Source organism: Psychrobacter sp. 4Dc (genome assembly GCF_002836715.1).
Lineage (GTDB): Bacteria > Pseudomonadota > Gammaproteobacteria > Pseudomonadales > Moraxellaceae > Psychrobacter.
In genome coordinates this window covers 1-19,179 of the sequence record NZ_PJAT01000040.1, presented here as the reverse complement: position 1 = coordinate 19,179, position 19,179 = coordinate 1, and the positions used below count along the sequence as shown (strand labels likewise).

Genomic DNA, 19,179 nt, shown 5'->3' with positions numbered 1-19,179 from the left:
TATACTTATGGAACGCAATTACGGAACTGGTCGCCGCAAGACGTCTACTGCTCGTGTATTTTTATCAAAAGGTACTGGTAGTATCGTTGTTAACGGTAAGCCACTTGACGAATACTTCAGCCGTGAAACTTCACGCATGGTTGTACGTCAGCCATTAGAACTACTAGACTCTGCTAACGCATATGACTTATATGTAACTGTTGCAGGCGGTGGTATTAGTGGTCAAGCTGGCGCAATCCGCCACGGCATCACACGTGCATTAATCGAAGCTGACGAAACTTTGAAGCCTGCCCTAAAAGCAGCTGGTTTTGTTACTCGTGATTCACGTCAAGTTGAACGTAAGAAACTGGGTCTACGTAAAGCACGTAAACGTCCACAGTTCTCAAAACGTTAATCAAAACTATCTCTTATATTTTTGCTGCTGTTGTCTTTTCTCAGAGCTTCAGTAGCAAAGTTAAATAAGAGTCTGGTTTTGCAAAACCTTATAAGCTGGTCACAGCTTATAAGGTTTTTTTATGCCTACTGATAGCGTGTTATTTATCTGATTGTCTTCATCAAACCAGCTTTGTTTTACGGCAATAACTAACATGAGTGCCTTGTTTCGACACTACAAAGTAGACCGTCTGTAGAAATTCTAACTTGCAAAGCGTTTAACGCTACCCCATCATATCAGTAACTTTTTATTATTTGCCATGATGCCTCAAACCGTGCTGCAGAAGGATATTATGAAAGCGCCAGAACAATTTGACCCTAGCAAACCATCTGCCAATAGCAGCGTGCCGCCTAGCATGAAACAGTCGGCTAAGTCGCCTGCGATACCTGCTGGCACACCGACAATTACCCAAAATCATAAGCGTACAGCGCAAGCAGATAACAAGCCATTTCAGTGGCAGTTTTTATCACCAAAGAATTGGGGCATTTGGTTATTATTCTTAATAATGCTACCAATGATATATCTGCCACTACGTTGGCAGTTTTGGCTAGGTCGTAAGCTTGGTATATTGATTTATAAAGCTGCTGGCTCGCGTAGACGCGATACGCTAATCAATCTGAAGCTGGCATTTCCAGAAAAGCCCGAAGCTGAACGTGAACTAATGGCCAAGCAAGTATTTGTCAATCAAGGCATTGGTGTGTTTGAAACGTTATGCGCTTGGTTCAGGCCAAATATATTTACTAGAACTGTTTCCATTTCAGGGCTACAGCATATTGTTAATGCGCAAAATGAGCAGCGACCAGTTATCCTGCTCGGTGCACATTATACGATGCTAGATTTGGGTGGCCTATTATGTGCGCAGTTTTTCCCAGTAGATTGTATGTATCGTACGCAAAACAACCCTTTGCTGGACTGGTTTATCTATAATGGTCGTACCAATATATTTGGTAAGCAAATCTCTAGTCGTGATATGCGAAGCTTAGTTACTTCTATCAAAGCAGGACACGTCATTTGGTACTCTCCTGACCAAGACTATGGTCTTAAGCAAGGGGTCATGGCACCATTTTTCGGTGTGCCCGCCGCGACTATCACTGCATCGCGTCGCATGGCAAAACTGGGTAGCAAAGCACAGCCGCCAGCTGTCATGGCATTGCATACTTATCGGCAAACGCCTGACAACTTGCCACGTGGTAAACGTCCCCATTATCATTTAACAATTACGCCAGAATTAGACAACTATCCAAGTAAAGATGAAGTCGCTGATGCCACTCGGGTCAATGAAGTTTTAGAAGGGCTCATTCGTATTGATCCTACGCAGTGGATGTGGTTCCATCGTCGTTTTAAACATGGGCCAAACGGTCGTACTGATATCTATAAGTAAGCCTTTATTCCCAAAAATACTGGTGAAGTTTGCTATACTTTGCGGCTAATATTTTGCATTTTAGCTATGCACTGATAATAATTTGATAAACAAAATAACGGATTTTCCATGAGCAATAACAGTACTCCTGACAATCAAACTTCTGATACTTCAACCGAAGCTAAGCGCATCTTGACTGGTATCAAACCAACTGGTATTCCACATTTAGGTAACTATGTTGGCGCGATTCGTCCAGCGATTGAGTCTATTCAAAATAGTGATCATGAAGCGTTTTTCTTTTTAGCAGACTACCATGGCATTATCGGTTGTTATGACCCTGCTATCATTCATGAGTCGACGAGAGCCATTGCCGCTACGTGGATTGCTTGTGGTCTAGACCCAGAGCGTGTGACATTCTACCGTCAGTCAGACGTACCTGAAATTCCAGAACTTGCTTGGATTTTGAACTGCTCATGTGCCAAAGGTTTGATGAACCGCGCTCATGCTTATAAAGCAGCCGTTGATATCAATACAGAAAAAGCCGATGTCGATCCTGATCAAGGTGTCACCATGGGTCTGTTTGGTTATCCCGTGCTAATGGCGGCTGATATCTTGATGTTTAATGCGACCCATGTGCCTGTTGGTCGTGATCAAGTACAGCATATCGAGATGGCGCGTGATATCGCAGGTACTTTTAATCATCGTTATAAGTCGCTTTTCACGCTACCGTCAGCAGTCGTTGATAACGATATACCGCTGCTTACTGGACTTGATGGCCGCAAGATGAGTAAGAGCTATAGCAATACGATTCCCCTATTCGGTGAGCCAAATCCACAAATTAGTCCTGAAAAACAGATGCATAAAGCCATCATGAAAATTGTGACTAACTCACAGCTACCTGATGAGCCAAAAGATCCTGATGATTCAGCTATCTTTGAGATTTATAAAGCATTTGCGACCGCTGAAGAGATTGCTGATATGCGTGCGCGTTATGCCGCTGGTATTGGCTGGGGTGACGCTAAGCAAGCTCTATTTGATAAGATTAATGATGAAATCGCGCCATTCCGTGCACGTTATGAAGAGCTGATGGCCAATCCAAAAGAGCTAGAAGAGATCTTGCAGATGGGTGCAAATAAAGCCCGTCGTCATAGTCGCAAGCAACTAGACAAAGCTCGCCGTGCTATCGGTATCCGTCCGCTTGCTAAGCTTAAATAACCGTTGCTGGGATAGTCGTTTCACTGACGCAATTTATTATCAAAGCGGGTGCTAAACGTGCAAACTGAACCAAACACCAAGCAGGCGGCTTTGTCTAAAGCCGCCTTATCTGCCATGGCTGCTTCAACCTCCGAGCTTACAGACAATCAGAGCGAGCATGATGAATCAGTCAACCATGATATGTCGCTGCGTATCTATCAAACGCCTGTGCAGCATTTGCCAGAAGACCTGTATGTACCACCGCAAGCCTTTGCTATTTGGTTAGAGCAATTTGCTGGTCCATTGGATTTTCTATTGTATTTGGTCAAAAAGAACAACGTCGATTTGACCCAAATGCCCATTTTGCCTATCACTGAGCAGTACTTAGCTTATATCGGTGAATTGGATACCGAGCACTTTGAATTAGCGGGTGATTATCTTCTTATGGCATCAACGCTTATCGCTATCAAAACCGAACTGCTATTACCTGCCCCTGATACCCCTACCGATGAGCGTGACCCAAAATCAGAACTGATCGAACGCCTCGAAGAATACGCGCAAATCAAAGTGGTCAGTCAACGCCTAGACAATCTAGTACGTCTAGAGCGCGATGTGTTTTTGGCCATGGTTAGTATGCCTGGTCAAGACGTTATGAATGCGGAACTGCCAAGCTACTCACCTAACTTGCTGATTGATAGCTTATTTAAAATGCAGTTACAGCCTGACTATCAAATGCATACGATCAAAGTTGATGCAGTACCCCTTGCCGATCGTATTGCCAGTATTAGCAGACAATTAAGTACAGATGGGGCGCGCTCCTTTTATGAGCTACTGGATAAGGCACAAGGTAAAATAGGCGTGGTCGTGAGTTTTGTCGCCGTACTTGAGCTTATAAAGCGGCAGTTAGTTGGTGTGGTCAATATTGAGACAGATAGCGGTGTCGTCAACTCTGTTTCCAATGACGAACCGTCTGATATGAATAATGAATCCACAAATCTCACATTACAGTGGTTAGCCTAGTAGGCTCTAAGACTGTCTCTTAGACTACTCTCTATTAAAATCACAATATTGAAATAAGAGCATACTTTAGATGGTAGATATTGAAGACCCAAAGCAACATGATAAGACCCTAGAATCAACAACTATGACTACATCACCATCAGCTGAAGCGCAGCATAATTCTCTTGAAGAGATGAGTAAACGTATTGAAGTACTGTTGCATGCATCAGAAGCACCGCTGACCGCTCACGCATTAAAGAAACATTTGTCATTATCTACTAAAGAATTAAAGCAAACCTTGGAAGTGCTGCAACAACGCTTAGATACAGGTGTGCTTAGGCTACATGAGACCGCCAGCGGTTATCGTTTACAGATATCTGATGACTATAGCAGTCTAATTCAGCGTATTTTTCCGCAGCGTCAGGAACGCCTGAGCCAAGCTTTACTTGAAACCCTAAGTGTCATTGCTTATAAACAACCTGTGACACGCAGTGATATCGAGCATGTGCGCGGAGTAACATTATCGAGCAATATACTGCGCCAGTTGTTTGATAAAGGCTGGATTGTGGAGAAAGGCTTTAAAGATACTTTAGGCCGTCCTGCATTGCTTCATACTACTGCGCAGTTTTTAGATGCCTTTGGATTAAGCCATTTAGATGAATTACCACCTATGCCAGATATGGAAACCATACGAGCCATGTCTTAAATTTTCTGCTGAACAAACTATAGTTACTCACATAAAAAAGGACAGACCTCATAGGATCTGTCCTTTTTATTATGTTGCTAATTTTGAACTGATATCAAAACCTAGCAATATCTATGTTAATTACTGATTAATCACATCAACACCCTTTGGTGGTGTAAATTTAAACTGACTGCTACCGATACTTGGGTTCATTTTGATACCGCTAAACTTGATAGAAGTTGTTTGACCCAAGGTATCATTCAATACCATCATGACAGGTTTGCCACCACTAAAGCTTATTGAAAGACTTTTAAAACTTGCGCTGTCTGACTTAGGATAGAGCACATAGTAGTTTTTGTTGTCATATGGCTGAGTGATTTTGAAGTTTTGATCAATTTTGCTCGGATCACCTGACAGTAGCAAAGCTGGTGTATTACCTACTTGGCTGTCGACGTTTTGCTTAGTCGCTTGCTCTAAATCCTTGTCATAAACCCACATAGAGTTCCCATTAGCAACGATCAGCTGCTCTGATGGCGACTTGGTTTCCCAGCGGAAGTTATTTGGACGTTGGACACTCATAGAGCCTTTAAACGTACCACTACTCGCGCCTTTAGTTGTTTGACTAAAATTGGCCGTCATACTCTTGGTATTGGTCAGCAATTTATTCAGACGTTTAGCGGCTGTTAGGTTATCAGCAGGAGCTGCTGTAGCCGTTTGAGTCAATGCCATCATTGGCGCTGCGATACCTAGCGATGTCATTAACACACCTGCTAAAGCACCACTCATCATTTTTTGTTTGGTTGATTTTTTCGTAGATAAGTTCATCATAAATCCTCTCTAAAAAAGCGTAGTCGCTTAAAGATTGTCGCTTTAAAGTTGTCGCTAAAAATAAAATGTTCTATTGAAATTTTTGTTTTCTATAAATACTGATTTTACCAAGCTAAAGCTGGTAACCATCAGCAATGGCAACAGTGTGCCAGTTTTTTTATTACGCGCCTAGTCATGATTTGCAATCTTTACTACGGCTGCCATACACGCTTGTAACCAATACAGTTACACGGTAAAAGTTTGCATTTAGAATTCTTAGCTATAATAATTATGATAATAGTGGCCTTAAAAATATCGCTTAAAAGAATTATTATTAATTTATATCACCCTACAAACATAAAAAGCCCCTACTACCATAAGGCAGTAAGGGCTTTTTTAATTATCTGATCATTCTATCCAAAGAATAAAATAATCTAAATAGATAATTATGCGTTTTCAACCGTAACATAACGACGGTTAAATTTACCTTTGGTCGCAAACTTTACAACACCATCATTCAGTGCAAATAAAGTATGGTCACGACCCATGCCAACGCCTTCGCCTGCGTGGAATTCTGTACCACGTTGACGAACGATGATGTTACCAGCTGTGATAGCTTGGCCACCAAAGATTTTTACGCCTAGCATTTTTGGGTTTGAATCACGACCGTTACGGCTCGAACCGGCAGCTTTTTTATGTGCCATGAGAAAATCTCCTTGTTAATTTGACTTATCGCTGATGCGATAACTCTTAAGCATTTAGTGCGCTATTTAGCAATAATTGCTAAATGGATAATTAGGCATTAATCGCTTTGATTTTTAACAAGGTGTACCATTGGCGGTGACCTTGTTCTTTGTGATAATGCTTACGACGGTTGTGCTTGATGATACGGATTTTTTCGCCGCGACCATGCTCAACAACTTCAACTTCTACGCTAGCTCCGTCAACAACAGGCTGACCGATTTTGACGTTATCGCCGTCAACAACCATCAACACGTCTTCAAATTTGATTGTTTCGCCTTTTTCTGCTTTTAGTAGTTCAACTTTAAGCAATTCATCGACGACTACACGGTGCTGTTTACCACCAGTTTTGATTACTGCGTACATTGTATGACTCCGTTTAACCCGTGTGCCGTGGCTGATGTTATACCAACGCTTTTACGACGAACACGACAGGGAAAAATTAAAGGCAAGATTTTACGGCTTTTTGCTCATAAAAGCAAGCCGCGCCTCTCGTTTTTGCAAGGTGGTTACACTAATGACCATCTCTCATTTGGCTATAACTGCTGCTCATCAAGGAAAGTCGATAAACGACAATGCGAATATAAACATGAGAAATAGTAATGATAAGTGATAGATTAAGCCCAACAGCGGCCATTATAACTTATGCAATCAGTTACTTACAGCCTTTTATGAATCATTTATGTGACCAATAAGCTTAAAATGCGCTAGAAGATATATCTGTAAAACATAAGACATTTCTTACAGTTTTTATTCTATTCAATAGGCATAGTAAGCCCTATATACCATATGCTTGACCTACTTGTGCTATATACTTTAACCAACAATTTAAGCAGATAGCTATGCTATCATAAGCGAAATAATACCTTACCTATAGATAGATAAAGTCAAGGTTACACCAACTCTCTTTACTCTTATTAATATGACTATTTATTATGACTAGTACCTCTTTAAAGAATACCGTGCCTGCCTCTCAATCGACGCCTAGCTATGCTGATATTCAAAGTATTGTAGCCAATGACTTTGAGGTGATGGACAAGCAAGTGTTTGGCAGTTTGAACTCAAAAGTACAACTCGTTATGAGCGTCTCGCAACACGTGATAAATGCTGGTGGCAAGCGTATGCGTCCGCTGATTACATTGCTTTGCGCACGTATGTTTGATGACAATCCTTCAGAAAAGGCCATGCATCTAGCAGCTATCACTGAAATGCTACATACCGCTACCCTAGTCCACGACGATGTCATCGATGAGTCAGGGCAACGCCGTGGAAAACCGACGGCAAATGCAACGTGGGACAACGCCACTGCCGTGTTGGTCGGTGACTATTTGATTGCTCGCGCGTTCAATCTGTTGGTTGGTTTTCAGAGCTTGCCATTGTTACAAGTGTTCTCTGATGGGACCTGTGATATTGCTGAAGGCGAAGTGTTACAGCTACAGCACCAACATAACCCTGCCGCAACAGAGGAAGATTACTTACGCATTATCGATGGCAAAACATCACGCCTGTTCATGATGGCGACCCAAGGTGCTGCTATCTTGCAAGACAAGACAGAATATATGACGGCATTGGGCGATTTCGGACAGCATTTTGGTAATGCGTTCCAAATTATCGATGATGTGCTCGACTATAGTGGCGACAGTGAAGTGATGGGCAAAAACTTAGGCGATGATCTTGCTGAAGGCAAACCTACCCTACCGACTATCAAAGCACTCGAGCTACTCAAAGACAGCGACACTGAAGGCTATGAGCAGTTACGTATTGCCGTTCAGACAGGTAAGACACCAAATGCTGAACAGCTTATTGAATTGGTACGTAGTTCTGGCTCATTGGCTTATTGTAAGCAGCGCGCTCTAGAAGAAACTAAACTGGCACAAGATGCACTGAGTACGCTACCAGACAACCGTTATCGTACAGGCTTATATCAATTGACTGAACTCGCTAGCGCCCGATTAGTATAATTAACGCTGAGTCGTCTGTGTTATTAACTAATTAAGACGACTCTTTTTTTTGACAGAATTTTTTAGCATGGCTTTTTAGCAAACTCCTTCAGCAATTGATGAATAAGAAGCTCATAAATTAAGAAGTACCTTCTCAAAAACTAGCATGTCAGCCAAATCGTTACCTTTCTTTAAGTTTCATACATTCTTGCAGTACTATAATCGTATAAGGCTTTTTGACAGTCGGTTAAAGTTTGATAACGCTAGGTAGAGAGATACTGATAGTTATTTTTTATGACTGGAATTAGGGGTTGCTAAAATCATCATTTTGTTAACAAAGTAGTTTTTTGGCTATTTAAAGACCTTAACACTACTAAGGCTTTACGATTATAACAAAAAATTACAATAAATTTCGATAGTAGGTTGTATGTCTTCTTATTAGCTGCTAGTTGGTGTAGCGGTTACTATGGCGGGATTTTATTTACTCAGCGAGCACAGTGCGGTCAGTTTTTGTCAGCTTTCCTATCGTGAATCACTTGACTATGGGGTTACCCCAATAGTTTATAATAACTCTTTAAATTTATTAATCCATTCTGTGGTTTGCTTAAACAATTAATGCTAAATAATCCTTTCGATACTTAATCCATATCGATGTCAGATTTTCTATTAGTCATATTTCGCTAACGGAAACATCTGAAACTGGAGTAAATAGCGCCAGCTTAGGCTATTTATTCTCTTTCTTCAGCATTAGCAAGTTATTTAGTATTAGCAAGACCCTTGTATTCAGTACGCCAAACTTATTGATCGATTTTTATACTGTCACTATTTATATATATTGCCGAGGACATTGATGAAGCACTCTTATCTTGCGCTTGTAATAGCATCTGTACTATCTGGAGCTGTACTGGTTGGCTGTGACAACAACGAGGACGCCGCTGGTGAGCAAGCCGCACAGCAGCAAATGCCGCCTGCGGTTGTCAACGTTCAGACAGTCACTCTCGATACCGTCCCTCAAGTACAAACTTTTTCTGGTCGTACTGCAGCTTATCAAACTGCTGACGTCCGCCCACAGGTCAACGGTGTGATTGACGAAGTACTATTCCGTGAAGGAAGCAACGTCAAAAAAGGTCAGCCACTGTATCGCATCAACACCGATAACTATGCCTCATCTGTAACGAGTGGCCAAGCTGCCGTACAGCAATCACAGGCTAACTATCAAACTGCTGTGGCAAACAATGCCAATGCAAAAGCTGAGCTAGTCAGTCGTCAAGCGTCATTAGCACAAGCACAAAATGACTTACAACGTCTGCAAGGTCTGGTCAGTATTGATGCCATCTCAAAGCAGCAGTACGATCAAGCACAAACAGCCGTACGTACGGCACAAGCAGCTGTACAAAGTGCCGCCGCCGCTGTCGGTCAAACTCAAGCAGGTATTGAGAGTGCAAAAGCAGGCATTCAGACCGCAAAAGCAGGTTTAGAAGCCAGTACCTTAGATCTAAACCGTACAATCGTACGCGCACCGCTTACTGGCCGTACTGATCGCTCTAGCGTCACTGCTGGTACTCTAGTCAGTGCTGGTCAAGCAGATCCATTGGTAACTATTTCACGCTTAGACCCTATCTACGTTGATATCAGCCAGTCTTCTTCTGAGTTGCTAAAGCTTCGTCAGCAGATAGCAGATGGTACTGCTCAGCCAGGTATGAACTCAGTTGAATTGGTACTAGAAGATGGGTCTGTTTACCCAGTACGCGGTAAGCTTGCACTGTCTGAAGCCAAAGTTGACGAGTCAACAGGTGCTGTCACCTTACGTGCTATTTTCCCAAACAGCAATAATATCCTGCTACCAGGTATGTATGTCACGGCACGTTTGACACAAAGCGTTATTACCAACGCAGCCCTTGTCCCGCAAAGTGCAGTCACTCGTACGCCGAAGAGTGAGACGCAAGTCTATATCGTTGACGAAAATAATAAAATCCAAGTACGTCCGGTCACCATTAATGGTACTTACGATGGACAATGGGTCGTCACTGAAGGCTTGAAAGCAGGTGACAAAGTAGTTGTGATTGGCGGTGCTAAGGTCAAACCTGACCAAGAAGTGGTCGCCAAACCATTAGAAAGTGCAAATCCAGCACCAGCTGCACAAAGTGCGCCTAATACCAAAACGCCGCAGCAAGCCGCAAAAACGATGGATAAAAAGCCAGCTGGCGATGAGACTTCTACCAAAAAACCAACAGAAGCCGCTGCCAACTAATTCCATTCAAGACAGGAAGACTTAGGGATATACTATGTCACGTTTTTTTATTAATCGCCCTATTTTTGCATGGGTGCTGGCTGTTTTGGTCATGCTCATCGGGGTAATATCCGTTATCAATCTACCGATTGAACAATATCCACGCATCGCACCACCAACGATTTCGGTCAGTGCAAGCTACCCTGGTGCTAATGCGCAAACCGTAGAAAATTCAGTAGTACAGATCATTGAGCAACGTATGAAAGGCCTAGACGGCCTGATGTACATGTCATCATCAAGCTCGTCAAACGGTAGTGCGTCAGTGACGCTAACCTTTGAAAACGGTACAGATCCTGACACAGCTCAAGTACAAGTACAGAACAAACTGCAAGCAGCGATGAGCTCCTTGCCTGAGTCTGTTCAGCGTCAAGGTGTCAACGTCAATAAATCGTCTAGCAGCTTTTTGATGGTGCAAGCATTTATTTCTGAAGATGGCACCATGGATCGGGCAGATATTGCCGATTATATTAACTCTAATGTCGTCGATTCGATCAGTCGTGTAGAGGGTGTGGGTGAAGTTCAGGTCTTTGGTTCTACTTATGCGATGCGTGTTTGGTTAGACCCATCACGCCTACGTAGCTACAACATGATACCTTCAGATGTCGTCAATGCGATACGAGCACAGAATGCTCAGGTATCTGCTGGTCAATTGGGTCAAGCACCTGCCGACACAGACAAACAAGTTATCAACGCCACTGTTACTGTACAAAGTTATCTACAAACGCCTGAAGAATTTAAAAACATTCTACTAAAAACGGATACTTCTGGTGCACAAGTGCGCTTGGGTGATGTAGCAGATGTTGAAATCGGTAGTGAGAACTATAGCGTTGTCTCTCTCTACAATGGTCAAGAAGCAGCCGGTTTAGGTATTTCACTCGCTGGTGGCGCAAACGCCCTTGAGACTCGTGAAGCCGTCGGCGCACGTATGGCTGAGCTGGAAAAAAACTTCCCAATTGGTCTAGCCTCAGTCGTTCCGTATGACACCACACCATTTGTACGCTTGTCTATCGAACAAGTCGTTATGACCCTCATTGAAGCGATTGTGTTGGTATTTATCGTTATGTTCATTTTCTTACAGAACTGGCGTGCCACCATTATCCCGACCCTTGCCGTACCTGTCGTACTCTTGGGTACCTTTGCAGTGTTGTATATTGCAGGCTTTAGTATCAACGTCTTGACCATGTTTGCCATGGTATTGTCCATCGGTCTGTTGGTCGATGATGCGATCGTCGTCGTAGAGAACGTCGAGCGAATACTAGAAGAAGATCCTCACATCTCTATCAAAGATGCAACTATCCAGTCGATGGGTGAAATCAGTAAAATCGTTATTGGTATTGCGCTTATCTTGTCTGCAGTATTCGTACCGATGGCCTTCTTTGGTGGCTCAACAGGTGTGATTTATCGTCAGTTCTCTATTACGCTGATTACCAGCATGGTGCTCTCTGCCATGGTCGCGCTTGTATTCACCCCTGCCCTATGTGTGACCTTGCTAAAACGTGGCAAAAGTCATGAAAAAGGCAGTACCGAAAAGCAAAAAGGCTTCTTCGGTTGGTTCAACCGCGGCTTCTTCAAACTTAGCCGTTCGTACGAAAACTTTGTCGGCAAAAGTATTCGTTTTAAATGGTTATACATGATTGGTTATGCAGCCATCATCGGTATTATGGCGGTCGTGTTCTTACGTATTCCAGGCTCGTTTTTACCAGAAGAAGATCAGGGTATTATGTTTACCTTGGTTCAGCTTCCTGCTGGTTCGACATTAGATGAAACGCAAGAAGTGCTCGATAAAGTCAGAAACTATTACGACACTCAAGAAACCGATAACATTGCCTCTGTCTTTACCATTGCAGGCTTCAGCTTTGCAGGTCAAGGTCAGAATATGGGTCTGGCGTTTGTGCGCTTATCAGACTGGGAGGAACGCTCGGGCGATGAAAACACCGCTCAAGCTGTCGCTGGTCGAGCAATGGGGTACTTCTTTACACAGCTAAACGAAGCACAAGTATTTGCCATTGTACCGCCAGCAATTACCGAGCTTGGTAATGCCAGTGGTTTTGATTTGATGCTTCAGGACAGTGGTAACCTCGGGCACGACGGATTACTTGAAGCCCGAAATATGCTCTTAGGGATGGCAGCACAGAACGATCAAGTGTCTGGTGTGCGTCCTAACGGTCAAGAAGATTCGCCACAACTTAAAGTAAATATCAATCAAGAACAAGCGGCGGCTTATGGCCTGTCACTAAGCAATATCAATAGCGTTATCTCAACAGCGTGGGGCTCAAGCTACGTTAATGATTTCATCGATCGTGGCCGTATCAAACGCGTCTATGTACAAGGTGAAGCCAGCAGTCGTACCAACCCTGATGATATTGGCAAATGGTATGTACGAAATGACATGAATGATATGATTTCGTTTGATGCCTTCTCTAGTAGTGAGTGGCAGTCAGGCTCACCGCGTCTTACTCGTTACAACAGCCTACCGTCAATGAACATCCAGGGTAGCGCCGCACCAGGACTAAGTACTGGTGAAGCAATGAGCTCAATGGAAGCGATGATAGACAAGCTACCTGAGGGTATCAGTTACGAGTGGACAGGCATGTCATTGGAAGAACAGAAGTCAGGTGCCCAAGCGCCGATGCTTTATGCGCTTTCAATTCTAGTTGTCTTCTTATGTTTGGCAGCTTTGTACGAAAGCTGGTCGATTCCTTTCTCTGTGCTACTAGTGATTCCACTTGGGGTATTGGGTGCAGTGATATTTACCTGGCTACGTGGTTTTGCCAATGATATCTACTTGCAAGTTGGTCTACTGACTGTCGTTGGTCTATCCGCCAAAAACGCCATTTTGATTATCGAGTTTGCAAAAGAACACCAAGAGGAAGGTTACAGTCTCAGAGAAGCCGTCATGACCGCAGCACGCCAACGTTTGCGTCCGATTATCATGACCTCACTTGCCTTTGGTTTGGGTGTTGTGCCATTATTCTTGGCGAATGGGCCAGGTTCAGGCAGTCAAAACGCTATTGGTACTAGTGTTGTTGGTGGGGTAGTCACAGCAACCCTCCTAGGTATCTTCTTTATCCCAATGTTCTATATCTGGGTGCGTAGCGCGTTCCCGCATAAATATGAGAACAACACACCCAATGATAAAGATGGTGGCAATGGTACGCCTAACTCGCATAACCCAACACCTTCTGAGAGTTATCAGCCTGCAAGTCTTGGAGACAATACACAATGAGTGCTCAAAAAACATCTATCATCAACTCATCATCGGTAGCTATTACAGCTATCGATGCGCAGCCAGCACTATCTCGTTTGCGCAAAAACAGTGGCCGCCTGTTAGGGCTGACTGCATTGGCAATCAGCATGGCCGCTTGTAACACCATTCCAAAAGCGGATATGCGTCCTGTGCTAGCAGAGCCAAATATTCCTATGCAGCAATCTTACGGTGCATTTGATAAAGAGACTGTCAGTAGTGCTGACCAAGCAAGCATTGCCAGTCAACGCTGGCAGAATTTTTATAGCGATGAGCGGCTAAAAGGTTTGATTGCTCTCGGTCTTGAAAAAAACAAAGACTTTGAAAGTGCGCGCCTAGCGATTGAAAAAGCACGTGCACAGTATCAGATTACCGATATTAACGACTTACCAGCTATCAACGGCAGTGCTGGTTATACTCGCTCAGCACAGAATCGTACTGATCGAAACGCTAGTAGTAGCTACAGTGTCAACTTGGGCCTTGCCAATTACGAGCTCGACTTTTGGGGTAAAATCTCAAGCTTAAAAGATCAAGCATTGCAGAACTTTTTGGCGACGACAGCAGCCAAAGATGCGACCCAAATCAGCTTGATTAGTAATATTGCCCAAAGCTACGCTAACCTAAGCTATAGCTTAGCGCAGTTAAAGCTGGCTGAAGCTACAGTCGAGAGTCGTGAGCGCTCGCTATTTATCGCGGATAAACGTTTTGAAGCAGGTATTGACGCAAAACTGCCTTCATTGCAGGCTGCTGCCTCATTAGAGAGTGCCAAGCTTGCCGTATTACGTGCACAGACCAGCGTTCTCCAATCACGCAATGCATTGCAGTACTTGGTTGGTGGCGCGATTCCAAACGAGCTTATCCCAACACCTGCTGTCAGCAATATCACTAGCCAGCAGATATTTAATGCCGGTCTACCAAGTGAATTACTACGTTATCGTCCTGACGTACTACAAGCGGAATACAATCTAAAAGCGGCTGGTGCAAATATCGAAGTGGCCCGTGCCTCTTACTTCCCATCTATTAGCTTAACCAGTAGTGTGGGCGTCAGTAGCGGCAGCCTAAATGACTTGTTCAAAAATGGTGCCGTTGGCTGGTCATTTGGACCTAATGTGAGCGTCCCTATCTTTGATGCAGGTCGTTTAGACGCCAATTACGATGTGGCTCAAATTGAACGTAAGCAAACGCTTGCTAGTTATGAGAGCTCTATTCAAACGGCATTCCGCGAAGTGTCAGATGTACTTGCTACACGTGCGACGCTCGGTGAGCAGTTAGAGGCGCAGTATCGTCTGCAAGATAATTTTGAGCAGACCTATCAGATAGCAGATGCGCGCTTTAAAGCAGGTCTGGACAATTACTTAGACGTACTTGACGCGCAGCGTTCACTATTCTCTACTCAGCAAGGTATCCTAGATTTAGAGCTACAGAAAATCGTTAGCCAGATTGAGTTGTACCAAGCGCTTGGTGGCGGTGCGAACCTTGATGTACCGTCTGTCATTCCTGTACCGCAGCACACCAACTTGGCACAGATTGTCACTGGAACTGCTACTAGTGCAAAAACCAAAGCGACAAATGCCATCAAAGCAGCTGGTTCAGCGCGTGTGACTACGCCGCAAGAAGCGGTCGCTATTAAGCAGTCACAAGCGGTAGAAACGACTACTTTCAAACCGACTGCTATCGTCGATGTGAATGATGATGGTAAAAAGGATGCCGCTGTCGGCGTGGTTACTGAAGAGACTCGCTTCAATAACAATAGTGTTGAGCAAGTTCCTGTGACCCAGATTGTTGAGCCTTAAATAACCCAATCTTAATCTGATGACGCAGCTCTATCATCACATTGACAGTCGATACGTACTATCAGCCCTACCAACTTAACGTGGTAGGGCCTTTTGCTTTTATTGACGTCTTTTGGTTATAGTAGGTTCACTTTATGTAAGCTCTCTTTATCTATAGCCACTTATAAAGCACAGATTTTGATAAGCTGATTCTATAAAACACCGCTTATAGCGATATTATTTTAACCATGTAATATGATAACTATTAAAACAATCATAAGGAATTATTATGAGCTATACCTTTAACCGTCAATACCCTGCCACTCGCTTACGTCGCCTGCGCTATAACGACAATGTACGTTCAATGATTCGTGAGGTGGAGCTGCATCCTAAGCACTTTATTGCCCCTGTCTTTGTATTAGAAGGCGAAAACCAGCGCGAAACCATTGCTAGTATGCCGGGCGTTGAACGCTTATCGATTGATTTGCTAATCAACTATGCTAAAGAGTTACTAGCAGAAGGTGTCACGACCATCGACCTTTTTCCTGTGATTGATAACGCTTTGAAAACACCAGATGGTAGCGCCGCTTATGACGAAAACGCCCTGACTGCACGTACGATAAAAGCGGTCAAAGACGCTGTGCCAGAAATGGTCGTCATGACTGATGTAGCGTTAGACCCTTATACCTCACACGGTCAAGATGGTCTGCTTGATGATAGCGGTTACGTCATCAATGATGCAACCATCGAAGTATTGGTCAAGCAAGCGCTGGTACATGCGCGTGCCGGTGCAGATATCATCTCTCCTAGTGACATGATGGACGGCCGTATCAAGGCCATGCGTGACGCGTTTGAAGCAGAAGGTTTTGTGAATACGGCTATCATGGCTTACTCAGCCAAATATGCGTCTGCTTACTACGGTCCATTCCGTGATGCCGTCGGCAGTGCTGGCAACCTAAAAGGTGGCCATAAGAAACAGTATCAGATGGACTTTGGCAATCGTGCTGAGGCGCTACATGAAGTGGCTATGGATATCAACGAAGGCGCAGATATGGTCATGATTAAACCAGGTCAGCCTTATCTTGATTTGATTCGTGAAGTCAAAGACACCTTTGGCGTACCAACCTTTGCGTATCAAGTATCTGGCGAATATGCCATGCATATGGCAGCCATTCAAAACGGCTGGTTAAGTGATGCGGTGATTTTAGAGTCACTGATTGGTTTCCGCCGTGCTGGTGCTGATGGTATCTTGACCTACTTTGCTCTAGAAGCGGCTCGTCAGCTAAACAATGCCTAATAGTAGTTGTACTACCTTTTATAATGTAAAAACCCCAGCTACTAATAAGTAGCTGGGGCTTTTTTATGCGGTTACTCTATTAAAATAAAACTATAGACGTGCACGGTCATGTGGCTCATTAAAATCAAGCACTGGGCCAGCAGGGACAATACGCGTGGGATTGATATTGCCATGACTGGTGTAATAATGCTGCTTGATATGATTCATATTTACCGTCTCTGCAATGCCAGGTACTTGATATAAATCACGTAGATACCCCCAAAGGTTTGGATAGTCAACGATACGGCGCAGATTGCATTTAAAGTGCCCAACATAGACAGCATCAAAACGAACCAACGTCGTAAACAGTCGCCAATCGGCCTCAGTTATAGTACTACCTGTCAGATAACGCTGATGTGCTAAGCGCGTCTCAAGTGTATCTAATGCCGCAAATAGCTCAATCACTGCCTCTTCGTAAGCCTCTTGTGTGGTAGAGAATCCTGTCTTGTACACGCCATTATTAATAGTTGAATAGACAAAGGTATTGATATCATCAATTTCTTGTAACAACTCTGCTGGCACAAAATCACCTGCTAGCGCACCAACCTCATCAAAGGCAGAGTTAAACATGCGAATAATTTCAGATGATTCATTACTCACGATTGTGTTTGTTTTTTTATCCCACAAGATAGGTACGGTGACACGGCCTGTATAGTCTGGCTTGGCCTTGGTATACAGCTCATAGGTATAGTCTGCATTGATAACTGGATCAGCAACGACGCCTGCACCTTCTGCAAACGTCCAACCATACTCACCCATATATGGATGTACTACAGACAACGGAATGATGTCTTCTAAGCCTTTAAGCTTGCGGTAGATAAGGGTACGGTGTGCCCAAGGACAGGCTAGCGACACGTATAGATGATAGCGGTCAGGTTCGGCTTTAAAGCCCTCAATACCTGTAGGCCCTGCGCTACCATCTACCGTTACCCAGTTTCTAAAACCAGCATCTTCACGCTGAAAGCGGCCGCCACTCTCTTTTGTCTCATACCACTTGTCTTGCCACTGCCCATCTACCAAGAGACCCATGTTATTCTCCAACTATTTCTAATATTTGTTTAACGTTTACTAAGCATGACTGACTTGAAGTCATTATTATCATGATGATTGCATCGCTTAGAAAGATATCATACCAGTTATAAGGGTTTAATCATTAGCGTCACCCTGTTTGTTAACAATAAAAACTAAACGTATTAAATTAAATGTTTAGTAAATATTTACAAAAATATATCCCCCTAACTGATATAAGCCTGAATAGCAGATATTATGATAATAAAAGAGGTTTATGCTAAAAAAGACTTGCAAAGTCTGGGAAACTTGCTAAAATGCTCAACCTAAATAGGCGTATAGCTCAGTTGGTTAGAGCGCTACCTTGACATGGTAGAGGTCAGCAGTTCGAATCTGCTTATGCCTACCAAATATTTAGAAAGCCCCGGTCTAATGACTGGGGCTTTTTTTGTCCGAAAAATATAGGCTGTAGCGTAAGAGGAGTGTTAATACCAATTAAAACACTAGCTTTTCCAACCCTAATTAAACTGCATCAAAAAACCTTTGTGCCCAAAATGTGCCCAAGTCGTGCCTTCTCTTAATCCTTCCTATTTATTAATATAGTCTTTTCGACCTCTACCCTGGTTTTTCTAAAACTACCTTAAAACTAATCTACTTCTCTTTATTTAGCGACTCATTAGGTACATAAGTAAATAAATCACCTACTCCAATATCTAATGCTTCACAAATCTTATCCATAGTTTCAAAATCTATTCTCGATGTTTGTTCGTTATAGATCTTGTGCATAGTCGACTTGCTAATCCCCGTCATTCTTATCAAATCTGCTACTTTCATGCGCCGTTCAGCTAGTAGCACTGGTAAATTACATAAAATCATCAATAAATCCTTAATAGACTAAAAAAGTACTTGCATCGACTTACGATAGCTAGTAAAGTACTTCTATCGAATAACAAAATACTTCAATAAAATTACTTGTTATCTCGATAAAACTATCTAGTTGTTTAATTAGCTTACAAGGAATTTATTATGTCACATACCTACCTAACTACCCAAGAGCTTTCTGAGCTCATTAAGTATAACCCTCGTACTATTCGTAATGAGCTCAAAGATACTGTGCTCATCGAAGGTATTCATTATATACGCCCATTCGGGGGTCGTAAGATCTTATATGTATGGGAAGAAATCGAAAAAGATATGCGTACTGGTGTCGCCGGTAGCATCAACGCTATGGCACTACAATAAGGAGAGATATCATGGCTAGTATTAGAACACGCAAGGGTAGCAATATGCTATTCGTCGACTTTCGTTATATGAACAAACGGTGTAGGGAGACGACAAACCTCATAGACACCCCGTCGAATCGCAAGAAA

17 protein-coding genes and 1 tRNA gene are annotated in these 19,179 nt (G+C 43.2%); 13 read left to right on the top strand and 5 right to left on the bottom strand.

The window, feature by feature from the left end:
* Positions 1-7 precede the first annotated feature (7 nt).
* From rpsI to scpB, 5 genes are all read left to right on the top strand, one after another.
* Positions 8-394 (top strand): 30S ribosomal protein S9, encoded by a 387-nt coding sequence (gene rpsI / locus CXF61_RS02220; protein WP_021813618.1) that lies wholly within the window; start codon positions 8-10, stop codon positions 392-394.
* 331 nt (positions 395-725) lie between these two features.
* The gene (locus CXF61_RS02215) at positions 726-1,814 is read left to right on the top strand and encodes an LpxL/LpxP family acyltransferase (protein WP_165597005.1); all 1,089 of its coding nucleotides are present in this window, start codon (positions 726-728) and stop codon (positions 1,812-1,814) included.
* Positions 1,815-1,922: 108 nt separating this feature from the next.
* On the top strand, positions 1,923-3,008 hold the full coding sequence (locus CXF61_RS02210) for a tryptophan--tRNA ligase (RefSeq protein ID WP_165597004.1): 1,086 nt from the start codon (positions 1,923-1,925) through the stop codon (positions 3,006-3,008).
* A 180-nt stretch (positions 3,009-3,188) separates the two neighbouring features.
* The gene (locus tag CXF61_RS02205) at positions 3,189-4,007 is read left to right on the top strand and encodes a segregation and condensation protein A (protein WP_193834164.1); all 819 of its coding nucleotides are present in this window, start codon (positions 3,189-3,191) and stop codon (positions 4,005-4,007) included.
* 124 nt (positions 4,008-4,131) lie between these two features.
* Positions 4,132-4,692, top strand: a complete 561-nt coding sequence (gene scpB / locus CXF61_RS02200; protein WP_165597003.1) for an SMC-Scp complex subunit ScpB — start codon at positions 4,132-4,134, stop codon at positions 4,690-4,692.
* Between the two features lie 120 nt (positions 4,693-4,812).
* On the opposite strand, the gene lolA is transcribed toward scpB, so the two are convergent.
* The 3 genes from lolA to rplU all read right to left on the bottom strand — a co-directional run bounded on the left by lolA (position 4,813) and on the right by rplU (position 6,585).
* On the bottom strand, positions 4,813-5,499 hold the full coding sequence (gene lolA / locus CXF61_RS02195; RefSeq protein WP_057761010.1) for an outer membrane lipoprotein periplasmic chaperone LolA: 687 nt from the start codon (positions 5,497-5,499) through the stop codon (positions 4,813-4,815).
* Between the two features lie 425 nt (positions 5,500-5,924).
* Positions 5,925-6,182: a 50S ribosomal protein L27 gene (rpmA, locus tag CXF61_RS02190; protein ID WP_021813611.1), complete on the bottom strand. Its 258-nt coding sequence runs from the start codon at positions 6,180-6,182 to the stop codon at positions 5,925-5,927.
* A 91-nt stretch (positions 6,183-6,273) separates the two neighbouring features.
* A complete protein-coding gene (rplU, locus tag CXF61_RS02185; RefSeq protein ID WP_057761012.1) occupies positions 6,274-6,585 on the bottom strand; it encodes a 50S ribosomal protein L21 in 312 nt (103 codons plus the stop codon).
* Between the two features lie 569 nt (positions 6,586-7,154).
* Between rplU and CXF61_RS02180 the strand changes: the two genes are divergently transcribed.
* The 5 genes from CXF61_RS02180 (at position 7,155) to hemB (ending at position 16,762) form a co-directional block, all read left to right on the top strand.
* The gene (locus CXF61_RS02180) at positions 7,155-8,180 is read left to right on the top strand and encodes a polyprenyl synthetase family protein (RefSeq protein ID WP_165597002.1); all 1,026 of its coding nucleotides are present in this window, start codon (positions 7,155-7,157) and stop codon (positions 8,178-8,180) included.
* Between the two features lie 829 nt (positions 8,181-9,009).
* Entirely contained in the window at positions 9,010-10,410 is a 1,401-nt protein-coding gene (locus CXF61_RS02175; RefSeq protein WP_102091000.1) for an efflux RND transporter periplasmic adaptor subunit, read from the top strand.
* Positions 10,411-10,444: 34 nt separating this feature from the next.
* Complete coding sequence (locus tag CXF61_RS02170) at positions 10,445-13,675, top strand: efflux RND transporter permease subunit (protein ID WP_165597001.1); 3,231 nt, start codon at positions 10,445-10,447, stop codon at positions 13,673-13,675.
* Positions 13,672-15,486 (top strand): efflux transporter outer membrane subunit, encoded by a 1,815-nt coding sequence (locus CXF61_RS02165; protein WP_165597000.1) that lies wholly within the window; start codon positions 13,672-13,674, stop codon positions 15,484-15,486. The genes CXF61_RS02170 and CXF61_RS02165 overlap by 4 nt, the downstream gene beginning before the upstream one ends.
* Before the next feature lie 268 nt (positions 15,487-15,754).
* Positions 15,755-16,762 (top strand): porphobilinogen synthase, encoded by a 1,008-nt coding sequence (hemB, locus tag CXF61_RS02160; RefSeq protein ID WP_101206356.1) that lies wholly within the window; start codon positions 15,755-15,757, stop codon positions 16,760-16,762.
* A 90-nt stretch (positions 16,763-16,852) separates the two neighbouring features.
* On the opposite strand, the gene CXF61_RS02155 is transcribed toward hemB, so the two are convergent.
* Positions 16,853-17,830 carry a glutathione S-transferase family protein gene (locus CXF61_RS02155; RefSeq protein WP_165596999.1) on the bottom strand — a complete coding sequence of 326 codons (978 nt, stop codon included), beginning with the start codon at positions 17,828-17,830 and terminating at the stop codon, positions 16,853-16,855.
* A gap of 311 nt (positions 17,831-18,141) precedes the next feature.
* Between CXF61_RS02155 and CXF61_RS02150 the strand changes: the two genes are divergently transcribed.
* Positions 18,142-18,218: transfer RNA gene (locus CXF61_RS02150), tRNA-Val, on the top strand.
* A 242-nt stretch (positions 18,219-18,460) separates the two neighbouring features.
* Here CXF61_RS02150 and CXF61_RS02145 read toward each other — a convergent pair.
* A complete protein-coding gene (locus CXF61_RS02145; RefSeq protein WP_165596998.1) occupies positions 18,461-18,685 on the bottom strand; it encodes a helix-turn-helix domain-containing protein in 225 nt (74 codons plus the stop codon).
* Between the two features lie 150 nt (positions 18,686-18,835).
* Between CXF61_RS02145 and CXF61_RS02140 the strand changes: the two genes are divergently transcribed.
* Both CXF61_RS02140 and CXF61_RS02135 read left to right on the top strand, forming a co-directional pair.
* On the top strand, positions 18,836-19,051 hold the full coding sequence (locus CXF61_RS02140; RefSeq protein WP_058025596.1) for a hypothetical protein: 216 nt from the start codon (positions 18,836-18,838) through the stop codon (positions 19,049-19,051).
* A gap of 11 nt (positions 19,052-19,062) precedes the next feature.
* Positions 19,063-19,179: Arm DNA-binding domain-containing protein (locus CXF61_RS02135; RefSeq protein ID WP_165596997.1), on the top strand; the 117-nt coding region annotated here is incomplete at its 3' end.